Origin of the sequence: Aeromonas sp. FDAARGOS 1402 (assembly GCF_019046925.1) — a bacterium.
GTDB lineage: Bacteria > Pseudomonadota > Gammaproteobacteria > Enterobacterales > Aeromonadaceae > Aeromonas > Aeromonas caviae.
The window spans coordinates 54,396-73,323 of the sequence record NZ_CP077203.1 but is presented as its reverse complement, the minus strand read 5'-3'; the positions used below and the strand labels follow the sequence as shown (position 1 = coordinate 73,323).

The 18,928-nt window shown below is 53.3% G+C and carries 17 protein-coding genes and 1 other RNA gene; 16 read left to right on the top strand and 2 right to left on the bottom strand.

Going from position 1 to position 18,928, the window contains the following annotated elements; all coding sequences use genetic code 11:
• Positions 1–346 precede the first annotated feature (346 nt).
• From I6L32_RS22550 to I6L32_RS22505, 10 genes are all read left to right on the top strand, one after another.
• Positions 347–1,033, top strand: coding sequence for a zinc-finger-containing protein (locus I6L32_RS22550; RefSeq protein ID WP_210537752.1), 687 nt, complete (start codon positions 347–349; stop codon positions 1,031–1,033).
• 295 nt (positions 1,034–1,328) lie between these two features.
• Complete coding sequence (locus I6L32_RS22545; RefSeq protein WP_210537750.1) at positions 1,329–1,862, top strand: hypothetical protein; 534 nt, start codon at positions 1,329–1,331, stop codon at positions 1,860–1,862.
• Between the two features lie 109 nt (positions 1,863–1,971).
• Positions 1,972–4,542, top strand: a complete 2,571-nt coding sequence (locus tag I6L32_RS22540; RefSeq protein WP_216945362.1) for a phosphoadenosine phosphosulfate reductase — start codon at positions 1,972–1,974, stop codon at positions 4,540–4,542.
• Positions 4,543–5,041: 499 nt separating this feature from the next.
• Complete coding sequence (locus I6L32_RS22535; RefSeq protein ID WP_210538849.1) at positions 5,042–6,046, top strand: lambda-exonuclease family protein; 1,005 nt, start codon at positions 5,042–5,044, stop codon at positions 6,044–6,046.
• 350 nt (positions 6,047–6,396) lie between these two features.
• Positions 6,397–7,422, top strand: a complete 1,026-nt coding sequence (locus I6L32_RS22530; protein ID WP_210538847.1) for an AAA family ATPase — start codon at positions 6,397–6,399, stop codon at positions 7,420–7,422.
• A gap of 5 nt (positions 7,423–7,427) precedes the next feature.
• On the top strand, positions 7,428–7,823 hold the full coding sequence (locus I6L32_RS22525) for a hypothetical protein (RefSeq protein ID WP_210538844.1): 396 nt from the start codon (positions 7,428–7,430) through the stop codon (positions 7,821–7,823).
• Positions 7,824–8,725: 902 nt separating this feature from the next.
• The gene (locus I6L32_RS22520; protein WP_210538840.1) at positions 8,726–9,694 is read left to right on the top strand and encodes a DUF3150 domain-containing protein; all 969 of its coding nucleotides are present in this window, start codon (positions 8,726–8,728) and stop codon (positions 9,692–9,694) included.
• A gap of 69 nt (positions 9,695–9,763) precedes the next feature.
• Positions 9,764–11,791 carry a VWA domain-containing protein gene (locus tag I6L32_RS22515; protein WP_216945360.1) on the top strand — a complete coding sequence of 676 codons (2,028 nt, stop codon included), beginning with the start codon at positions 9,764–9,766 and terminating at the stop codon, positions 11,789–11,791.
• Positions 11,792–11,934: 143 nt separating this feature from the next.
• Positions 11,935–13,302: a toprim domain-containing protein gene (locus I6L32_RS22510; protein ID WP_210538831.1), complete on the top strand. Its 1,368-nt coding sequence runs from the start codon at positions 11,935–11,937 to the stop codon at positions 13,300–13,302.
• Between the two features lie 433 nt (positions 13,303–13,735).
• Positions 13,736–14,938: an ISL3-like element ISAeme19 family transposase gene (locus tag I6L32_RS22505; protein WP_084865641.1), complete on the top strand. Its 1,203-nt coding sequence runs from the start codon at positions 13,736–13,738 to the stop codon at positions 14,936–14,938.
• Here I6L32_RS22505 and I6L32_RS22500 read toward each other — a convergent pair.
• Positions 14,885–15,187, bottom strand: a complete 303-nt coding sequence (locus tag I6L32_RS22500; RefSeq protein ID WP_210538746.1) for a hypothetical protein — start codon at positions 15,185–15,187, stop codon at positions 14,885–14,887. The genes I6L32_RS22505 and I6L32_RS22500 overlap by 54 nt on opposite strands.
• 43 nt (positions 15,188–15,230) lie before the next feature.
• On the opposite strand from I6L32_RS22500, the gene I6L32_RS22495 reads away from it, so the two are divergent.
• The 4 genes from I6L32_RS22495 to I6L32_RS22480 all read left to right on the top strand — a co-directional run bounded on the left by I6L32_RS22495 (position 15,231) and on the right by I6L32_RS22480 (position 16,256).
• Positions 15,231–15,299: hammerhead ribozyme type II (locus I6L32_RS22495), an RNA gene on the top strand.
• Between the two features lie 40 nt (positions 15,300–15,339).
• Positions 15,340–15,570 (top strand): hypothetical protein, encoded by a 231-nt coding sequence (locus I6L32_RS22490; protein WP_042074588.1) that lies wholly within the window; start codon positions 15,340–15,342, stop codon positions 15,568–15,570.
• Positions 15,557–15,736, top strand: coding sequence for a hypothetical protein (locus I6L32_RS22485; RefSeq protein WP_216944018.1), 180 nt, complete (start codon positions 15,557–15,559; stop codon positions 15,734–15,736). Before I6L32_RS22490 ends, I6L32_RS22485 begins: the two co-directional genes overlap by 14 nt.
• Entirely contained in the window at positions 15,720–16,256 is a 537-nt protein-coding gene (locus I6L32_RS22480) for a gp16 family protein (RefSeq protein ID WP_210538745.1), read from the top strand. The genes I6L32_RS22485 and I6L32_RS22480 overlap by 17 nt, the downstream gene beginning before the upstream one ends.
• Here I6L32_RS22480 and I6L32_RS22475 read toward each other — a convergent pair.
• Entirely contained in the window at positions 16,225–17,427 is a 1,203-nt protein-coding gene (locus tag I6L32_RS22475) for an ISL3-like element ISAeme19 family transposase (RefSeq protein WP_084865641.1), read from the bottom strand. The two genes, I6L32_RS22480 and I6L32_RS22475, sit on opposite strands and share 32 nt — an antisense overlap.
• Positions 17,428–17,617: 190 nt before the next feature.
• Here I6L32_RS22475 and I6L32_RS22470 point away from each other — a divergent pair, with 190 nt between their 5' ends.
• Together I6L32_RS22470 and I6L32_RS22465 are read left to right on the top strand one after the other, a co-directional pair.
• Complete coding sequence (locus I6L32_RS22470) at positions 17,618–18,049, top strand: Mor transcription activator family protein (RefSeq protein WP_130627552.1); 432 nt, start codon at positions 17,618–17,620, stop codon at positions 18,047–18,049.
• A gap of 136 nt (positions 18,050–18,185) precedes the next feature.
• Positions 18,186–18,836, top strand: a complete 651-nt coding sequence (locus I6L32_RS22465; RefSeq protein ID WP_130627553.1) for a Qnr family pentapeptide repeat protein — start codon at positions 18,186–18,188, stop codon at positions 18,834–18,836.
• Positions 18,837–18,928 lie beyond the last annotated feature (92 nt).

Sequence of the window (18,928 nt, the reverse complement as noted above, 5' to 3'; positions counted from 1 at the left end):
CCCCGCCGACATGACTGGCATTTTTTGAACTAACCGGACGGTCACTTAGTTGCCAATTACCGGGCCCGTAGGTTAATCTGTCTGAGTCCTCGGTGCCTATTAGTGGACGAGCCGCTTGGCTCGGCACCAACTTCCAATCCTCCGGTCTTCTGCCGACTTCCTCACCCGTGATCTATCACCCAAGCCCTCGCAGGCTGATTCTGCATGTCCGTTCGCCGGTATTTCTCCGGCGCCAGCTTACATGCAGAAACAGCCCAAGGCTGTCTCATGGTACTCGGTCTGCAATGTGCCACTCGCGACCAACCCCAACCCGCCCAACTAGGCAATCCCCATTAAGGAACTTGATATGTCCAATGTGAACTATCTCCCCCCCAAAGCACTGCGCCGCCTACTGGCAGAACAATGCCAGCAAAGCGGCATCGATGGTGTTGATGTGCTTCTGTATGCAGTGATCGGTGAGTGGCTTTGCCGCCGGTACGGATCGACTGATGATTGGAGCCTGCCCGAAGAGGCCGTGACATGGCTTGCGGCAGAGTCGGGCTTTAAAGAGGACCAGCGAGTGAAGGCAACTTACATTGCCAGGCTCATCTGTGACTACCATGCCGGCCGCAAGTCTGCGCATTGCCCTATTTTCACGATCACCTGTGATTGTGGTCGGCAGGTGAGCCGGAAAGGGCAGGAAGCCCATCGCTACCCAATGTACCGTTGCACCTGTGGCCGCAGCTGTGGCTATCACAAAGGTGATGGATGGCCATTGGGTTTGATGGCCGACCGCGACGCTCGCCGCTGGCGTGGCATATTGCATCAAGCTTATGACCAACTGTGTGAACAATGGCGCATAGACAATAAACGCGGCTATGTGAAGCTTGCTGCGTTGTTGGGCGTTCCTCTGCACCAGTGCCATTTCAGTTTGGTGGTCGAGGTCAATCGAGCAATGGAAATCCGCAACATCATGCTTGAGGAAATTGACCGTATTCAAAGAGAGGGGCAAGGAGTTGGCGGGGTATCCCAACAGCTGTCCCTGGTACCGTGATTCGATCAACCCGGGAGCAATACTCTCAAGACAAACCCCTGGCCAAGCTGGGGGTTTTTCGTGTTCAGGCTATCGTCCGATTGACTGCTGGCCAGGCACACATCATCCCCCTGAGCCCTACCCGTGATCTTTCACCCAAGCCCTCGAGGTTGATTCTGCATGTCCGTTCACCGGCATATCTCCGGCGTCAGCGCACATGCAGAAACAGCCCTGGCTGTCTCTATGGCACTCGGTCTGCAACGTGCCACTCGCGACCAATACCAATCCGCCTCTAGGCAATTCTAAGGAACAACCGATGCTCTTAACCAAAGCACATGTGCGGAAGTGTCCGCATTTTAATGACGATCTGTTAGGTCAAGAACCCAGCGCCTCGATGATCGAGTTTCTGGCGAAATTCAGTGAGCCTGAAGATCAAGAGATCTGCTTCGGCCGGCTCATGGAGGTCATGCAAGACTATTTGCACTCGATTAGGGTGCAGATCGGTCTGAGCTTGATTGAAGCCAACGGCGGCTCTGGGCTCTCTCTGGAGCTAAGTGATGAGAAAGGGGCTCTAGCCGTAGTCTTCCCCGAGCCTTCTGCTCGGGGGGGGTATCGTGTGAGCTTCTACGATGTCAATGGCCCCATCACGCATGAACTGTTCAGTTCTGTTAATGAATGCGTACTTCATGCCATCAAACTCGGATATCGCAATCACGCTCCTGGGCGACTTGATCAATTAACTGACCTTCGTTCGTGGAGGCGTGGTGTGAAATGGGCTTCGCTGCTATTGCGATACCACGGGAATCCGTACCAGTTTTTGCTAGACCACCCTGACTATCTCGATAGTTGAACTAATCCCCGGGCTTTGCGCTCGGGTCATTCATGGCGCTTGGTCTGTAACGCGCCACCAGTGACCAACCCCAACCCGCCCTACCCGGGCAACCAATTAAGGACAACACATGGACAACTTCGATCTCTTCGAACACATCGATTTTCTTGATGAGCAAGCTTGTGCAATCAGCATTGCGGAGCCCTCCTTGGCGCAGCCTCAGGCCACAATTTACCGTGGCGACAAGTGGGATCAGCTGAGGGAAACTTTGCTGAACAACGAGGAACTGATGGCTGCGATCAGTGATACGACCGGGCAGCCACTGTCCAGCATGATCACTGAAGCTGTACTTGCCATCCGAGCCACCTTACTCGATGGGTTTACCATCTCTCTTGCGCTCAGTGGGGGGAAGGATTCGACGGGTACTCTACATCTGCTGCTGTTCGCGATGATAGGGCTAGTTCGTGAGGGCCGCGGCAACGAGATCTCTGCCTACCACTGGATCAGTCACACTGATACACAGGTCGAGAATCCTGAAGTGCGCAATCTCGCTGACCGGCAGCTTGCCGCGATACAGGAGCTCATCGACAAGGAGCGATTGCCACTGGCTATCGTAGTTGGCAAGCCAAGTCTTGCATCGTCTTGGACAGGGCGTGTTTTGACTGGCCGAGGCCTTCCCACGTATGTCACTAGCTCCTCGCCACAATGCAGCATTGACCTGAAGGTAACAACAGGCAACAGAGTGAAGGCACAGATGATCAAGCGCATGCCGAAAGATATGCGTGAGAAGGTTTGTCTAGTGCTGGGTTCTCGTGATGCAGAGGGCGCTACCCGAGCTGGTAATATCGCCAAGCGCGGAGGACACGCCACAGCGCCGGTCAAAACAAGTGCAGGGTGGGAGCTATACCCCATTCGGCACTGGTCGCAAGGGGATGTGTGGGAACTGCTAATGAGCTGCGGTAACGACGCATCAGCGCATTTGCCATTACCAAGCTACCAAGCCAATAACAGAGAACTGGCTGAGCTGTACCGTGATGCAACAGGTGAATGTATCTGGAGTGCAAGCGAAAGGAAGGTCTCTGATGCCTGCGGCGCTAGAACTGGATGCTGGACTTGCCTTCGAGGTGGTACAGATAAAAGCATGGAAAACATGCTTTATCATGAGGTCAATGGGGTTAAAACCCTGGTTGACCGTTACGCCTACATGGTGAACCTTAACAACATCCAACGGCTTTTAGGTGTCAAGCAATGGTCTTGGGAAGATCGTCATCCTGTTGGAAGGACAATCTACGCTGGTGGATTCATTAAGGTACAGCCTGACGTGTTTTCGCCTAGTTTCTTAGCTCGACTGCTGCGTTTATGCTGTTCTGCAGACTATGTGGAGCAGCAAAGGGCAGAGGAGCTGGAGATGAAACTACTCCTTGGTGAAATTGAGGACAACGACTATAACCAGCGCATGTCTAAACCCCAGTTCCGGATTGTGTCACCTGAGCAGTTGTTACACGTGAGTTGGCTGTGGGATTTCCACTGCTTTCATTCAACGCCATTCCAAGCGATAGAGATTTATCGCAGTGTCTGGGAGGATGGAAACATAGAGCTGCTCACAGAAGTTGAGTTAACAACAGCGGTACCGGCGACCAAGATTCCGCAAGAGTTTTGGCTGAAGATCCCAAATCTTAAATGGGGGTCTGATGAGCTGACCGATGGGCTGTCCGATCCGATGTTGTCGGCCACCTACTTTGATGGCCAAGACGATCGGAGGGCTGCCACCAAGGTTCGCACTCATGATGGAAATCGCACAATCGGGCCGGTAGAGACAGCAAAGCAACTGACCATTGATGGTGATGTTGCTAGCTGGATCATCTGGGAAGAGTATGACCGGATGAGAGAATCCGCCCAGGCTGGTGAGATGACGAACACTGCTGCAGTTCTATATCTGCTGCGCTTTGGTGTGGTGCAGATCACACCAAGCAAGGTTGCAGATATGCATATGATGGCCCAACGTGGCCAACGTATGCGGCAAATGGGGTTATCTGGTGACCAGTCGTTAATGGGCATCTACTGCCGAAGTGACTTGGAAATTCTGAGTACCCCTGAGTACCGGCAAATCGTCCAGGCGGAATACCGTCGTCACGAGATCAAACATCTGGCCAGGGCGAGACAAATGCGCAGGCTATGTTGGATCAGCTTCACGCTGGACTACCATCGTCAGAACAACACCGCCTTCTGGGCCGATGTTGAGCATGTTCTGTTTGCTGAGCAGGAGGTTGAGGCACAAGAGCAAGCCAAACGTATAGGGTTCGATCTGGAGTGCAGGATTTCCTCTGTGATTGCTGTGAGGGTCGCTCGGTTAACAAACGGCGGGATCAACGCAGCATCGCTGCAACTGGAAAAGCGATGGAAAAGGCAGATTGCAGCCAGCTTATCGCAACTCCGCGGCAAAGTCGGTTCATTGGTGCGCAAGCATCTTGATACCGAGCTAGTCCGGTTGCAACGTCAGTTGGAGACAGGGGAGGGGGTTTCTCCCTCATCAGTTTTTAGTGACGTAGCCTACCCTAACGTGACTTATCTCAGCTTCGTTCGGATGGTCAAAACAGGGCGGCGATTAGTAATGGCTCAATTGCCAGATGTGGTGGTTAAGTTGCCAAATAGGCCACTGAAACGCTATGTCGAAGGTGATCAGCTTCTGCTAGCCATGTAACTCGCAACTTCAAGCCACCGTATCGGTGGCTTTTTTTTGCCCCACACACGGCAAGGCTGTGTAAGCCGTTCATCGAGAGGCTCTGCACTATTGCCCGGTTCCATAGAGCACGGTCTGAACGGCAAGTGGAGGCTGCTAATTGGCCTAGACAGCTATTGAACACCTATATAGACTACAACAGAAAATCGCTCTCGGTGCCTTATAAGAGCAAGCCATGAGGCCTGGCACCAACACCAATCCCCCAGCCCTGCGCCGGCATTCCCACCCGTGATCTATCACCCTGGCCCTCGTTGGCTGATTCTGCATGTCCGTTCACCGGTATTTCGCCGGCGTCAGCGTACATGCAGAAACAGCCCAAGGCTGTCTCTATGGCACTCGGTCCGCAATGTGCCACACGCGACCAACACCAACCCGGGCTTCTGCCCATAAGCAATCCATGTCAGATCGAAATTTGACCGCCCTAGCGTTCAACATCGGCTGATTGATAGAGGACACACCCATGATCTACGTCGACCTAGTTCAGGGAACCCCTGAATGGCATAAGTGGCGAGCTGGTGGCATAGGAGCATCTAGTGTTGCTTCTGTAATCCAGTGGCCATACGCACATGAAAGTGCGCGTGCATTTTGGATGGTCAAAACTGGGCGCAAGCCCGGCACAGACTTGAGCAAGAACTTTTTGGTGCGAAGAGGAAATGAGCAAGAGCCGCTGGCCCGACAGGCGTTCGAGCGCTGGCTGGAATCGCAAGGCATACTTGACCTGGTGATACCAACCTGTGTGCAGCATGAGACATATTCCTTTATTCGCGTTTCGTTGGATGGGTTAATGTCCGATGGCTCTCCAGTTGAGCTCAAAGTACCGGCATGGGAAACCTTCGAGTCGGTAATGCAAGAACGCCGGAACTCGGAGGCCTATCAACGGTACCTACCCCAGGTACAAGACCAGCTACTGGCGACAGGAGCTAAGATTGGCTATTTGGCCTTTTATCGCGCCTATGATCGCAAGCTAATAGTGTTTCGCATCACACGTGATGAGGAGCTAATAGAACTGCTGATCGAGCGGCAAAAATGGTGGTGGGACCTGTACGAACGGGATGAAGCCCCGCCGATTACAGAGCTTGACTATTTCGAGCCGAGCACGCAAAAAGACCAGGAAGCATGGACCCAAATTGCCGCGGAGCTGCTGCAAGTCTGGCGTGACATGTCTCCTATCAAGGTGAAGATTGATGAGGCCAAGGCCCGGGAAGCCGAGCTGAAAAAAGCATTGCGCTCCATGATGGGTAACCACGTAAAGGCCGAGTATGCAGGTGTACGATTGCATTCCTCCCCGCGGCAAGGGGTTATCGACTATGTGAAATGGACAGAGGATGTTCAAAAGCATAACCCCAACATCACTTTACCCAACCCGGATCTATATAGAAGACAATCAACTGAGACCATCAGAGTCAGCCAGATCGAGTACAACGGTCAGGGGGCCGCTGAAATGCTTGCTGTTGATTTTTGTTAAGTAAATCAGGCCATCCCGTAAGGGGTGGCCGTCTTTACACCTGGTCCACGGAAGGCTATTCTGTCCCTGCTCCCGGCGTCTATCTCAGGGGGCGAGCCAAATGGCTTGACGCCAACACCAACATCCCGGCGCTCTGCCGACGTCCTCACCCGTGATCTATCACTCAAGCCCTCGTTGGCTGATTCTGCATGTCCGTTCACCGGTATTTCGCCGGCCTCAGCGCACATGCAGAAACAGCCCTGGCTGTCTCTATGGCACTCGGTCCGCAATGTGTCACTCGCGACCAACACCAACCCGGGCAATCAGCCCAACACAAAAACAACCTGCTCAATCAGGTTTTCGGAGATTCTATGACTCAGCACAATTTCATTTCTGGCAGCGAATTTGGCCTGGATGCAAACATCAAAGTTCGTTGTCCCCATGGTGATGATCACTTGATGAACCCCCGCGTGCCGGTAAGAAAACCACACGTTTTCACAACAGCCTTCCTTGATGATGTGCGCAGGATTATGGCCGATCCAGATGGAGACATCATCGTTTCCTATGGCGGGTATGGTGCCGGCAAGACAACCGGAGTCATCCAGTACGCAGCCCGAACTCAGTGGCCGCTATATCAGGTCGAAGGCACCCAGGAGACCAGCTTCCAGCTGGATTTGCTCGGGCGTGTTAACCCGGCCACGGGTGAGTTCGTGTCTGGTCCATTGCGGGAAGCTCTGCTCAACGGCGGGATCTTCTTGCTCAACGAAGCTGATGCCATGCAACCAGCGGAGCTGGTCGCTTTCTATGAGCTTATGACCCATGGAATCGAGCTGGCTGAAACTGGTGAATGGTTGGAGCCGCACAAGCTGTTCCGGTGTGTGTTCACCTTCAACAACGGTGGTATCACTGGGCTATCTGGCTTCAGAGGCACTACCGGGTTGAGTGATGCGCTTATCGACCGCTTCATCCCACTCGCGCCCAGTGAGTTGAGTGACGAAGACATGAACACGATTTGCAAAAACAAGATCGCAATCAAGCTTACTGATTGGGAAGAAGATCTTGGACAAAAAGTTCCATCCTCGCACGTCAATGCAATCGAAGCTTTGCTACCAGAAATGATTCGCGTTATGCGTGATATCAATACTGCTGTAGAAAAGTCTCAACAAAACGATTTCACGATGACGAACGGAGTCGCGATGGATAAACCTTTGTCCATTCGCAGCCTGCTTCGTTGGGTGAGAGAGATGGTTCGTACCAGCCCAACATCAGTCCGTAACAGGGTCAAAAAAACCTTCCACGAGGCTTATGCTCATCGTTTAGTTGGTGATGAGGCGACTTACGAAGCGGCGATGCACCTTTGCAAAGCTGTTTTTGGCCAGTCTTGGGTTGAGGACTAAGTACCATGTACTTTCGAGCCAAAATTACCGAACCAGAGCAAGTCGTTGCTACGTGGCAAAACATCATGGCGGAACTAGCTGAGGAGGGGGTGTTTATCACACCAACAATGCCAGGCGATGGAGGGCTTTACGGATGCAACTTGACTGGCAACATTCCCTTTCGGGGGGTAACCAAAAGGATAGATGCCGGGCAGGTCGTAATGTTATTGCTGCTCGCTCTGCACAACGCTTTTGACATGATCGATGACCAGAGTCGGAATTTTACTGATCTGTGTTTATCCGAACAACTTAAGCATCTGCAGTCTGTCGGCATATCTGATGCGCCAGTTCAACAACTCCAGGAGGCGGTAAAGCAGATACTCAGCAAACATAAAGGTCTGTTTGAGTTCGCTTTTTACTAACCTTCTAACACCAACCAACCAACCCGGCCCAGAGCCGGGTTTTCTTTGGGGTATTTGTATGAGTACACTGAAAGGATGCTTGCACGACATTCTTGGTACCACGCTCAGCAAAGAAGTAGATCTCGTGGTTGAGTATGTGTTAAGCAAGCAACAAGCTGGTGGGGCCAATGAATTTCTCATTGGCATCATCGGGGATACAGTCAACATCGTGCCACTGCGAATGGGGTACGAACTACCTGATATGCCTTGGGCAAAGAACTGTAGGCCCCTTTATGCGTTGTGCATCAAAGGGAAAGTGGCCGAGTACAGAACAGTGCAAGGACTGAAAGACAGCGTGTCGCGACTTCCTAAACTGCCATGTTCTGGTGCTGGTGCTGCGGCGATCATAAAGGCTGTAACCAGGGTCTTGGTTAATCGGACGCTAGAGGCTCACGAGCCACCCTGGCCAAAGAACGACCCGGACTTTTGGCCATGTTGGTCCCGGTACTGCCGGCAAGGAAATCACCCAACGTTGGGTGCCTGGCTTGATATGGCAATCCTAAGAATTAAAGAGAGTGAAACCAACGCTGCCCCTAGGCAGCGTTGATTTTTTTGTCCCCACCTGAGATAGTATGCCCATGTCCGAACGGCTAATCGGACTCCTTTCTGGGCCGTAGCTTCCAACCTCGCCTTTGTGACTCGTCGAGTCGTGTTTGTCGCGCAAAAAATCCAGATCAGAGTGTTGTCGGATGTGTTTGGTGGACATTTCCGAGAGCGCTACTTTTTGTGGCGTTTTGTGCTCAGCGATTCAAGGCACACCGCATCCGCGGATCGCAACCCCAACCCGGCCAAATAGGCCAACACCACCCTGACGGGAGTCTTCCCGCTATGGGAGCTCCTTGTCCAGAGATAAGGAATTACCCATGTCATCCTTTACCGCAATGAACTTTGTCGAATTTTTCCAGCGCTATGTGCTGGTGGATTTCAAAGTCACCACCTGGTCTGCGACCCGGAATAACAAGCCCCTTGATTTAGGACTTGAAAATGAAGCGTTAGCTGCTGATGTGGTTCGCTTAGGGTCAAAATCGGTCTTCGATAAGAAAAAGATCGCATTCCAAGGCCGAGCTCGCCAAGAGGGTATCGCCCTGCTTAGCAAAGTCGGTTTCCAAGTCCTTGGCGCTTGGGCTGTGCCTCGCCATTTATTGAGTGAGGTCACTGACGGCCTGGAGTTGATGAGAATCAGCTTCTACGCAAATCTTGATCAGCTCTTACTCAACTACGACGCAGAATGCGACTCCTGGATACAACAGGCAGCCGCAACAGTGTCTCTCCACGATTTCGCCTCTCGCATACGAGCCTCGCTCTATGACGTGGATTACGTCCGGAAGCAGGTTTCATTTTCGTATCGCGTGAATGAAGATGTGGTTAACAACCCGCTTGGCGATGCTGCTGTTGATACGATCTCTGAAATGGCTCGCAACTCTTTGCGAGACTTCCAGTATTCGATGTCCAACGGTAGTAAGTTCACTCGCAAGTCACTGAGATATGTGACGAACATCAAGGAAAAGCTCATACAGATGGCTGTGCTGGATAGTTTTATCCAACCGGCGATTGACAGCATTGATGCGTTCGAAAGTTCTCTCCCCAAGAGACGGGCTGCGCAACTGGATGCTACTGAGCTGAGTAAAATGATGGGCTTGCTCACGTTGTTGAGCGATCCGAGCTACTTGTCGTCCCTAAGGACTGCCAAGCTGGAGATCGAAGAGGAAGAAGACCCAACAGATGCACCGGGTTCTGTTACCACTTCCCAGGACAACTTCCTCACCGGGATGTTAGCCGCCATATCGACCACCTCCAATACTCCCCCCACCCAAGTGGCCGGTTTTTACTAATCCGCCTTATCAAGGCAACCCCAACCAACCCCAGGCTTGCCCTGGGGTTTTAATTATTGGAGACACACAATGCAGTCTACTCAAAGCAAAATGCTGACCATTCAAATTCGGTTAGCAATGATGGCCAACGACTTCGGTTTGAGGACGACCTGGGGAAATTATTCTACTGCAGGTACAACTCAAGGTGTGGTGTTAATGCCTTTCTTCGATGCAGGCGATCCCGTTCAGGCCGCGGCCGCCATGGGGTTTGGCATGCACGAAGGGGCTCACCACCGATATGGCTCTGACTTTGCAAAATATGAAGCGTCACTGAAAACGAAAGGTAAAGTGCACCGCTTGCTTCTGAACTACTTCGATGACGGCCGGATAGACCGGATGGCTCTTATAGAGTACCCGGGGCTTCGTGGCGAGTATGAAGCCATTGAGCAGCTGTTTATCTCAAAGGGGATGAGGCTGGTTCCAGGGGCGAACACTCCAGCTATAGCTGTGTTGGAGGATTACATTGCGCACTACATTGGCAGCGAGTTGCTTAACTACAAGCCGCTCACCCCAGTTTGGGAGCAAACCAGAGATCTGGCACGCCAACGCTTCCCGATCGCTTTATTGACCAGGCTTGAAATCATCTCAGAAATGGGAGTGATAACCTCTGACTTCAATGATTGCTGGAATAGCGCAGATATGGTGCTTGATGCGATCAAAGATGCTTTGGAAGACCTGAAGACTCAACAGCCGGATCATGAACCTGAAGCTCAACCTGACACTGATGCAGATGGCCAACCGGATGCTGATGCAGATGGCCAACCGGATGCTGATGCAGATGGCCAACCGGATGCTGATGCAGATGGCCAACCGGATGCTGATGCAGATGGCCAACCGGATGCTGATGCAGATGGCCAACCGGATGCTGATGCAGATGGCCAACCGGATGCTGATGCAGATGGCCAACCGGATGCTGATGCAGATGGCCAGCCGGATGCTGATGCAGATGGTCAACCTAACGCTGATGCAGATGGTCAACCTGACGCTGATGCAGATGGTCAACCTAACGCTGATGCAGATGGCCAGCCGGATGCTGATGCAGATGGTCAACCTGACGCTGATGCAGATGGCCAGCCGGATGCTGATGCAGATGGTCAACCTGACGCTGATGCAGATGGCCAACCGGAAGCGGGGGCTGCTGGCGGGCCGAATGCTGATGACGTTGTTAGGTCAAAGCAAATTCAGGAGTTAGAAGCCTGTCTTGAAGCTGCCGGATCTGGATCCTCCGATGTCGAGGGACGTGACAAAGGAAAAATGCTGGCGTCATTGATCGAAGCGGATTCCCGCTTTCAACTCGACACTCCATTAAGGCCACATTTGGACGCTGTTTACACGAAGATTGGCCGGAGTGTAACACTCCCTAAAGTCCTCGCTGCATCGAGACCAATCACACAAGCTCTTATGGAGCTCGTAGAGACAGAAACCAACTGTGCTCCTGGATTGAGTCGACGAGGGAAGCGCTTTGTCACCTCCCGGTTCAATCGGTTCAAACAAGGTGATTTGCGTGTTTACCGCAGCAAAGCCAGAAACCTTGGCATCGATAGCGCCATCATGGTGTTGCTGGATTTGTCTGGATCAATGAATTGCCAAGAGGTGGTGGCAAAAAATGCCTGCCTGGCTTTGGCTCTTGCAGTTCAACAGATCGATGGGGCTGTAATTGGAATTCAGTCCTTCGGGGATTGGAATGTGGACCTACTGCGTTTTAGGGAGGATCCAGCCACTACAAGCTCTCGTCTCGATCTGATCTGTGCCGGTGGGGGAACACCCATGAGGGAAGGTCTAAGCAACGCATTTTTGGCCCTGATGCCAGAGCAAGCTGAACGCAAGAGTATGATCGTGATCACCGATGGTGAACCAGACGTTGACTGCGTTGATACCTTCAATATGGTTCGACAACATGGCATTGATGTCTTTGGCATCTTTATCGGCCAGTACGCGAACGGGAAAGCTGCTATGGACTACTACTTCAAACCAGGGAACTGGATTGCTGTAGGCGATATCCTCAGCCTTAAACGTGAGCTGTTCAAACTAGCCAAGGGCACTATCTTGGCTGCCTGACATCCCCCCCTCCACGTTGGAGGGGGGACTTTCGAACACTGAGCAATGGACATCCATTGCTGAGTGTTTGCAATGTGCAAGCACCAGCCCGTACCCCCTGTAATCGGGCGAAATGGGGAACACCAACCACATGGAGTAATGACATGCACTATGAAATCGTTGCGGATGATTTGGCCGCATATCTCAATGACAACCGTTTATGGGTCGAAGCGTACAAACACCTAGGCCTATTCGGTGATGCCACCCGAGGTTTCATTCCTGGGAAGAAGGCACCTAAAACCAGTTGCCCAAGACACGGTGGTCGTAGTGGAGAAGCCTTTGGATTAATCCACAGGGGCAAGCTCGACTCAGAAGCAACCGGCGTTGGAGTATGCAACTCTTGTGGGGTTATGTCTGGTTTCTCCATTGTAATGGAGGAAACAAACTGGCCTTTTCCGAAAGTCCTCGAGCAGCTGGCGATCGCCAGTGGTTACATGGATGGGATTACGTCAGGCGTGTTTTCCCCCCCTCCGAAATCGCCTACGCAACTTGCGTGGGAGAAGGAACGAGCGGAGGAAGATGCTCGGCGGGATCAAGCTGTCGCGAATAAAAATGCCCAGCTCTGGGATGAAGCCTGGCCTTTGACCAAGCCGCAAGCTGAGCCAGCCATTCGGTATCTCAGGAACCGGCAAATATTGTCGAAGGTGGCTTCCCTTGGTGGGGAAGTAAGGCTCCACCCTGGTGTGCGATACATCGACATGAATTATGGCCCGTGCATAATCACGCTAGAGCCGCACGGGATGCGTTACTGGTGGCTCGATAAGGACGGCCGTAAAACAACTCAGCCCGCTGGCGTGCGCCAATCTACTCAGAAGGAACTGATTGAAGAGGCTATCGACTTGACTCATCCATCTGCGAAATTGGCTCGTTTGGCAATATCGCAAATGCCCGATCACATCAAGGCGGCAATAGCATCTCATAAGGCGGTTTTTCACAAAGGAGTGGCGTTTAAACTTGATCTTGGGAAGCATCCTTGCATCCTTTGCCGGATCCGAGATCCTTCAGGAAAGCCAGTCAGTCTCCATCAAACCTTCATCACTAACGATGGGCTGAAAGCTCCTGTGCCAAAAGTGAAGAAATTGAGGCCGTCAGTGTCAACAGCCCCAATATCGGGTGGTGCCGTGCAACTTTGCCCACCGACTCCGGTTCTTGCTGTAGCCGAAGGCCTTGAGACACTTCTAAGTGTCGAATCAGCCATAGGTATGCAGGGGTGGGGACTGCTAAATGCAACACTGATGGGAAACTGGATTGTTTGCATGGGAGTAAAACACGTCTACATCTGGGAAGATGCTGACCCGGCCGGAGAAGTGAATGCAGCTAAGCTGGAGAAAAATCTGCTATCTGCTGGCATCAAGGTTACGAGATGCAACCCGAAGCTTATCAGAGCTGAAAGTGACATGGATTGGAACGATATTCTGGTGAATTTCGGACCAGATGTGTTCCCACATAGCGACTGGCTGCAGCACGTTTGAACAAGGGAGAGCTTATGGACCTGAAAAGTCTGATCAATGGCATTCATCCCATTGTACGGTTATCCGTTTCCAACGTCCGCCTATCCCCTGAACTGGGGTATTGGCCAGCTAAATTCGAAAACTTGGAATCATTGCATCAGTGGCTATCGAGTGAAGCGGGTGAGCATTACCGCTACCCGGGAGCTGAAAGTATCAATGTGACCTTACTTGATGTCTTACGACACTGCGATCGCCCTAGTGCGAGAGTAATGGCAATACTTAAGACACAGACCCAACTAGCTTCGTGATGATAGAAGCAAAAAGCCATCACCCTTCAGGGGTGATGGCTTTTTTATGGTTCTTCGCGGGATCTTGGGGAAGTGGAAGTTGACAGACAGGGTGCTGGTAAACTGGCTGTCTCCAAACACACCACCACCATCACCCTGCTGTCGCCGTGCATCATATTGATATTGCCTCCTTCTGGCCAGGTTATACCGTCATCGCCCAAGCGCTTTCTGCCAACCATCACACCCTGTTTACCCTTGAGCCTCGCGCCGACCTGTTGCCCCGTTGTCGCCGATGCCTGCAACCCACGCCATTGATCCACGACCAACGTATCCGCCGGGTGCGTGAGCGAGACCTATTTGACCGACAAGTCTGGTTACAACTGCCTGTTCGCCGCGTCGACTGTCTGCGCTGTGGTCGCGTCAGTGAACATATCGACTGGCTCCCCTCTGGCTCCCGCCTCACCCGGCGCATGCAGTGCTGGATTGAAGCGCTCGTTCAGTACCTCCCCATCCGCCATGTCAGCCAGCTCACCGGGGTCGGTTGGCACACCATCAAGGAGATCGACAAGCGCCGTTTGCAGACCAGTGTGGGCACCATCGAACTTGGGGAGGTGCGGCGGCTGGTGATGGATGAGTTTGCCCTGCACAAGGGACACCGCTATGCCACCGTGATCATGGATGCCGAGCGAACCCGCGTCCTGTGGGTGGGGCACGGCAACAGCCGGGCCGCTATCCGTCCCTTCTTCGAGCAGCTCGGCGAGCGATGCCAGCAGATTGAGGCGGTGGCGATGGACATGAACACGGCGTTCGACCTGGAGGTGAAGCAACACTGCCCGCAGGCGGAGGTGGTCTACGACCTGTTCCACGTGGTGGCTCGCTATGGCCGAGAGGTGGTGGACCGGGTGCGAGTGGAGCAGGCGAATGCACTGAAAAGCGATAAACCGGCGCGAAAAGTGGTCAAAAGTGCGCGTTGGTTGCTGCTACGTAATCGGGCGAAGCTGAGTGAAAAACAGGATGTGAAGTTGCAGGAGCTGTTGGCGGCGAATCAACCGCTGGCGATGGTGTACGTGCTGAAAGAGGCGTTGAAGGGCATCTGGTATGCGCCGAGCGTGTGGGAAGGATGGCGACGATGGCGGAGCTGGATGCGGCAGGTGAAGGAAAGCGGGCTAGCGCCGCTGCAACGATTTGGTCGAAATTTATCGAAATATATGCGGGGGATCCTGGCGAGTGCAAACTACCCGATGCACACGAGTGTGCTGGAAGGGGTGAACAACAAGATCAAAGTGATAAAGCGTATGGCATATGGATTTAGGGACTCAGAATACTTTTTTCTGAAAATCAAGGCGGCCTTCCCCGGAAAGCCGCGATGAACCAAATTTAAGGTCAGAGTTCATCGTCAAAAACATGACGTATTGCGTAAGCAGCTCATAAAACGCGGATCGCTTTGATGGTTCCAATTCGATCGCTTCTTTGATGGGAAAGGGGGCGGTGGACAACCTTGTGAAGAGCCACTCCTGCGTTTTGATCGAGATGTGCAGCTGCTTGGGGTTATGGCCAACCATCAGTTGGGTGAAGTTGTAGAGAGGTAACAGGACCTCATGAGCGGTCAACGGCTTCATAGACACTCCATTCTCGTTTGGATAAGGAGATTGAGTATTGATCATGCGAAACAGTGGGGGTAGCCCCTCTGTCTGCCCGGCGTGGTGGCCGGGCACTGATGAGCAGCCGACCTGGGCCCAGGTCTTCACCGCCTCGAACAAGGAGCACGGCGATGACCAAAACAGAGATGGATATTCGGCTTACCAAGATATTCAGCGCGGCCGCCATTGCACAGGCGACCCCTGATAAACGGGCTGTGTGCAGACAGCTCAAGCAGTTTGATAGAGAGGCTCGTGCCCAAGGGCTGTTTGCTCTGGCAGGAGAAGCCAGCCAGATGCGCTGGCAACTGGTAGCGGAACTGCAGCAAGCCAGAGCAGCAGAGGTCAGTCATGGCGGCGTCTAATTGGCAGGCTCTGCTGGTCTATGTGATGAAGTTTGGCCCCTTGAACCAGCAAGGTGCCGAGCAGTGGCTCGATAGTCATTGCCCTGAGTGGCGCAATGGAAACGATGTGCCTGCCGGTCAAATCTGGGTGGCAAAAGTGGGGAGAAGTCATGACAGCAAGCAATGAACGCACCCGCTTGATCCGGCTGGTGCAGGTGGGCCGCCGCTCCCTGGGGCTGGATGACGAAACCTATCGTGAGCTGCTGACCCAGCAGAGTGGCAAGTGCTCTGCGGCAGCGCTGTCGATCCAGGAGCTGGACAAGGTGCTGCAAGCCATGAAGGGGGCAGGGTTTAAACCGACTGTTAAACGTGGCGTAAAAGGAGGCAAGCAGAAGCGTTTAAGCCCGGTCAGCGGTACCCAGGTTCGGACGGCTGAAATAGGGGTGATCCGGGCTATCTGGATCACAATGGCCAAACACGGCCTGCTGCGTGATGGCAGTGAGACGGCGCTCAATCACTATGTGGAGCGTCAGACGGTGCGGATCAATAACGGGGTGGGTGTGGCCGAGGTGTCCTGGCTCGATGGTGCGTTGGCTTATTCGGTGCTGGAATCCCTCAAGCACTGGCATAAGCGGGAGATGGTCAAGGCCCTGCAGGCGGCCAATAAAACTAGGTTCATCGCGGCTTTCCGGGGAAGGCCGCCTTGATTTTCAGAAAAAAGTATTCTGAGTCCCTAAATCCATATGCCATACGCTTTATCACTTTGATCTTGTTGTTCACCCCTTCCAGCACACTCGTGTGCATCGGGTAGTTTGCACTCGCCAGGATCCCCCGCATATATTTCGATAAATTTCGACCAAATCGTTGCAGCGGCGCTAGCCCGCTTTCCTTCACCTGCCGCATCCAGCTCCGCCATCGTCGCCATCCTTCCCACACGCTCGGCGCATACCAGATGCCCTTCAACGCCTCTTTCAGCACGTACACCATCGCCAGCGGTTGATTCGCCGCCAACAGCTCCTGCAACTTCACATCCTGTTTTTCACTCAGCTTCGCCCGATTACGTAGCAGCAACCAACGCGCACTTTTGACCACTTTTCGCGCCGGTTTATCGCTTTTCAGTGCATTCGCCTGCTCCACTCGCACCCGGTCCACCACCTCTCGGCCATAGCGAGCCACCACGTGGAACAGGTCGTAGACCACCTCCGCCTGCGGGCAGTGTTGCTTCACCTCCAGGTCGAACGCCGTGTTCATGTCCATCGCCACCGCCTCAATCTGCTGGCATCGCTCGCCGAGCTGCTCGAAGAAGGGACGGATAGCGGCCCGGCTGTTGCCGTGCCCCACCCACAGGACGCGGGTTCGCTCGGCATCCATGATCACGGTGGCATAGCGGTGTCCCTTGTGCAGGGCAAACTCATCCATCACCAGCCGCCGCACCTCCCCAAGTTCGATGGTGCCCACACTGGTCTGCAAACGGCGCTTGTCGATCTCCTTGATGGTGTGCCAACCGACCCCGGTGAGCTGGCTGACATGGCGGATGGGGAGGTACTGAACGAGCGCTTCAATCCAGCACTGCATGCGCCGGGTGAGGCGGGAGCCAGAGGGGAGCCAGTCGATATGTTCACTGACGCGACCACAGCGCAGACAGTCGACGCGGCGAACAGGCAGTTGTAACCAGACTTGTCGGTCAAATAGGTCTCGCTCACGCACCCGGCGGATACGTTGGTCGTGGATCAATGGCGTGGGTTGCAGGCATCGGCGACAACGGGGCAACAGGTCGGCGCGAGGCTCAAGGGTAAACAGGGTGTGATGGTTGGCAGAAAGCGCTTGGGCGATGACGGTATAACCTGGCCAGAAGGAGGCAATATCAATATGATGCACGGCGACAGCAGGGTGATGGTGGTGGTGTGTTTGGAGACAGCCAGTTTACCAGCACCCTGTCTGTCAACTTCCACTTCCCCAAGATCCCGCGAAGAACCTAAAACTATCCCCATCAATGAAAAGACCGGTCGGGTGGTGGGCTATCAGGCTGTTGTGGCAGCCTTTGAGCAGATGCAGGCGGAGGTGCAACATGGATAGCAGCCAAGAGAATCTGGACCTGTTCGCCGAGGACCATGAATCCTTGGGGCAGTTGGTGGACCGGTTGGATCAGATCCCGGCGGCCGAGCTGACTGCCAAATGGCCCAAGGCACTGGCCGAGCTGGTCGATGTGCTTGCCTGTGAACTTGGGCGCGGCGGGATGGCGGCGGATAAGGCCTTGGCCCAGGCCCGCAAGCTGGCATTGGTGCAAGCTCACTATATGGGGGGGCGTGCCTACTACATCCCAACCGGCGATCATCTCAAGGCCGCGCTGCGGGACAGAGCGATCTGGGATGAGTTCAATGGCCGTAATATCGACCAATTGGCCCGCAAGCATGGCCTATCGGTGCCTCAGACCTATGCGGTGGTGGCAGAGCAACGGCAACTGACTAAGAAACGTGTACAGAAGGATTTTTTTGAATGAAAGTTCAATGAATGTATCTTGTCGGTGTGACGGACATACAAATTCGTGATTCAAGGCAAACAGCTTGAGTTCAGGAAGTTTAGTTTAGGTTAATACAATTTATTCACATGACGGTCTTCGTCAGAGGAGTATCAGAATGATCAATGGCTTGCGTTTCGAGGGGCGGCGCTTCGAGCAGCAAGAGGTAGAAGGCGAGCAGTTTAGTGGCTGCAGCTTCGTTGGTTGCGATTTTTCCCGGTTGAATTTGAGTGAGTGTCGCTTCGTTGACTGTAGTTTTTATGATCGGGAACAGGAGCTCAGTTGTCAGCTGCAAGCATGTAATCTGCGTGAGGCGAGCTTCCTACGCTGTGATCTGACCCTAGCGAACTTGAGTCACAGCCAGTGCTTGGGGTTGGAAATGCGTGACTGTCAGGCAATGGGGATTAATTTCTCCCGTGCCAGCTTCGTCAACCAGATTACCCTTAGAAGTTACTTCTGCGACGCTTATTTGACCGGTAACAACTTTAATTACGCCAACTTCGAAGGTTGCTTGCTGGAAAAATGCGAGCTCAGTGGCAACCGGTGGAATGGAGCGAATTTGCAGAGAGCATCTTTGGCTGGATCTGATCTGAGTGATTCAGAGTTTGGACAAATAGAATGGACCAGCTTTAATCTGCAGGGGTGCGATCTGCGAAATAGTGATCTGTCTGGGTTGAATCCGCGACGAGTTAATCTAAACGGGGTAAAAATAAGTGAATATCAGCAGCCAGAGTTGCTGGAACAGCTAGGTATTATCGTCTTCCCCTGATCCCTCTGTCATTTCAGAGTTACCTTTCTAACCCACCATAAACCCGCCCCATTAAGGCCCCTCGGTACGCTGCGATAACGCAGTTTATCGAG

Coding starts and splice junctions, on each gene's coding strand:
- I6L32_RS22485 (WP_216944018.1), top strand. CDS start 15,557: ATGGCGGCGTCTAATTGGCAGGCTCTGCTGGTCTATGTGATGAAGTTT.
- I6L32_RS22550 (WP_210537752.1), top strand. CDS start 347: ATGTCCAATGTGAACTATCTCCCCCCCAAAGCACTGCGCCGCCTACTG.
- I6L32_RS22525 (WP_210538844.1), top strand. CDS start 7,428: ATGTACTTTCGAGCCAAAATTACCGAACCAGAGCAAGTCGTTGCTACG.
- I6L32_RS22535 (WP_210538849.1), top strand. CDS start 5,042: ATGATCTACGTCGACCTAGTTCAGGGAACCCCTGAATGGCATAAGTGG.
- I6L32_RS22540 (WP_216945362.1), top strand. CDS start 1,972: ATGGACAACTTCGATCTCTTCGAACACATCGATTTTCTTGATGAGCAA.
- I6L32_RS22490 (WP_042074588.1), top strand. CDS start 15,340: ATGACCAAAACAGAGATGGATATTCGGCTTACCAAGATATTCAGCGCG.
- I6L32_RS22510 (WP_210538831.1), top strand. CDS start 11,935: ATGCACTATGAAATCGTTGCGGATGATTTGGCCGCATATCTCAATGAC.
- I6L32_RS22480 (WP_210538745.1), top strand. CDS start 15,720: ATGACAGCAAGCAATGAACGCACCCGCTTGATCCGGCTGGTGCAGGTG.
- I6L32_RS22530 (WP_210538847.1), top strand. CDS start 6,397: ATGACTCAGCACAATTTCATTTCTGGCAGCGAATTTGGCCTGGATGCA.
- I6L32_RS22545 (WP_210537750.1), top strand. CDS start 1,329: ATGCTCTTAACCAAAGCACATGTGCGGAAGTGTCCGCATTTTAATGAC.
- I6L32_RS22520 (WP_210538840.1), top strand. CDS start 8,726: ATGTCATCCTTTACCGCAATGAACTTTGTCGAATTTTTCCAGCGCTAT.
- I6L32_RS22470 (WP_130627552.1), top strand. CDS start 17,618: ATGGATAGCAGCCAAGAGAATCTGGACCTGTTCGCCGAGGACCATGAA.
- I6L32_RS22465 (WP_130627553.1), top strand. CDS start 18,186: ATGATCAATGGCTTGCGTTTCGAGGGGCGGCGCTTCGAGCAGCAAGAG.
- I6L32_RS22515 (WP_216945360.1), top strand. CDS start 9,764: ATGCAGTCTACTCAAAGCAAAATGCTGACCATTCAAATTCGGTTAGCA.
- I6L32_RS22500 (WP_210538746.1), bottom strand. CDS start 15,187: ATGAAGCCGTTGACCGCTCATGAGGTCCTGTTACCTCTCTACAACTTC.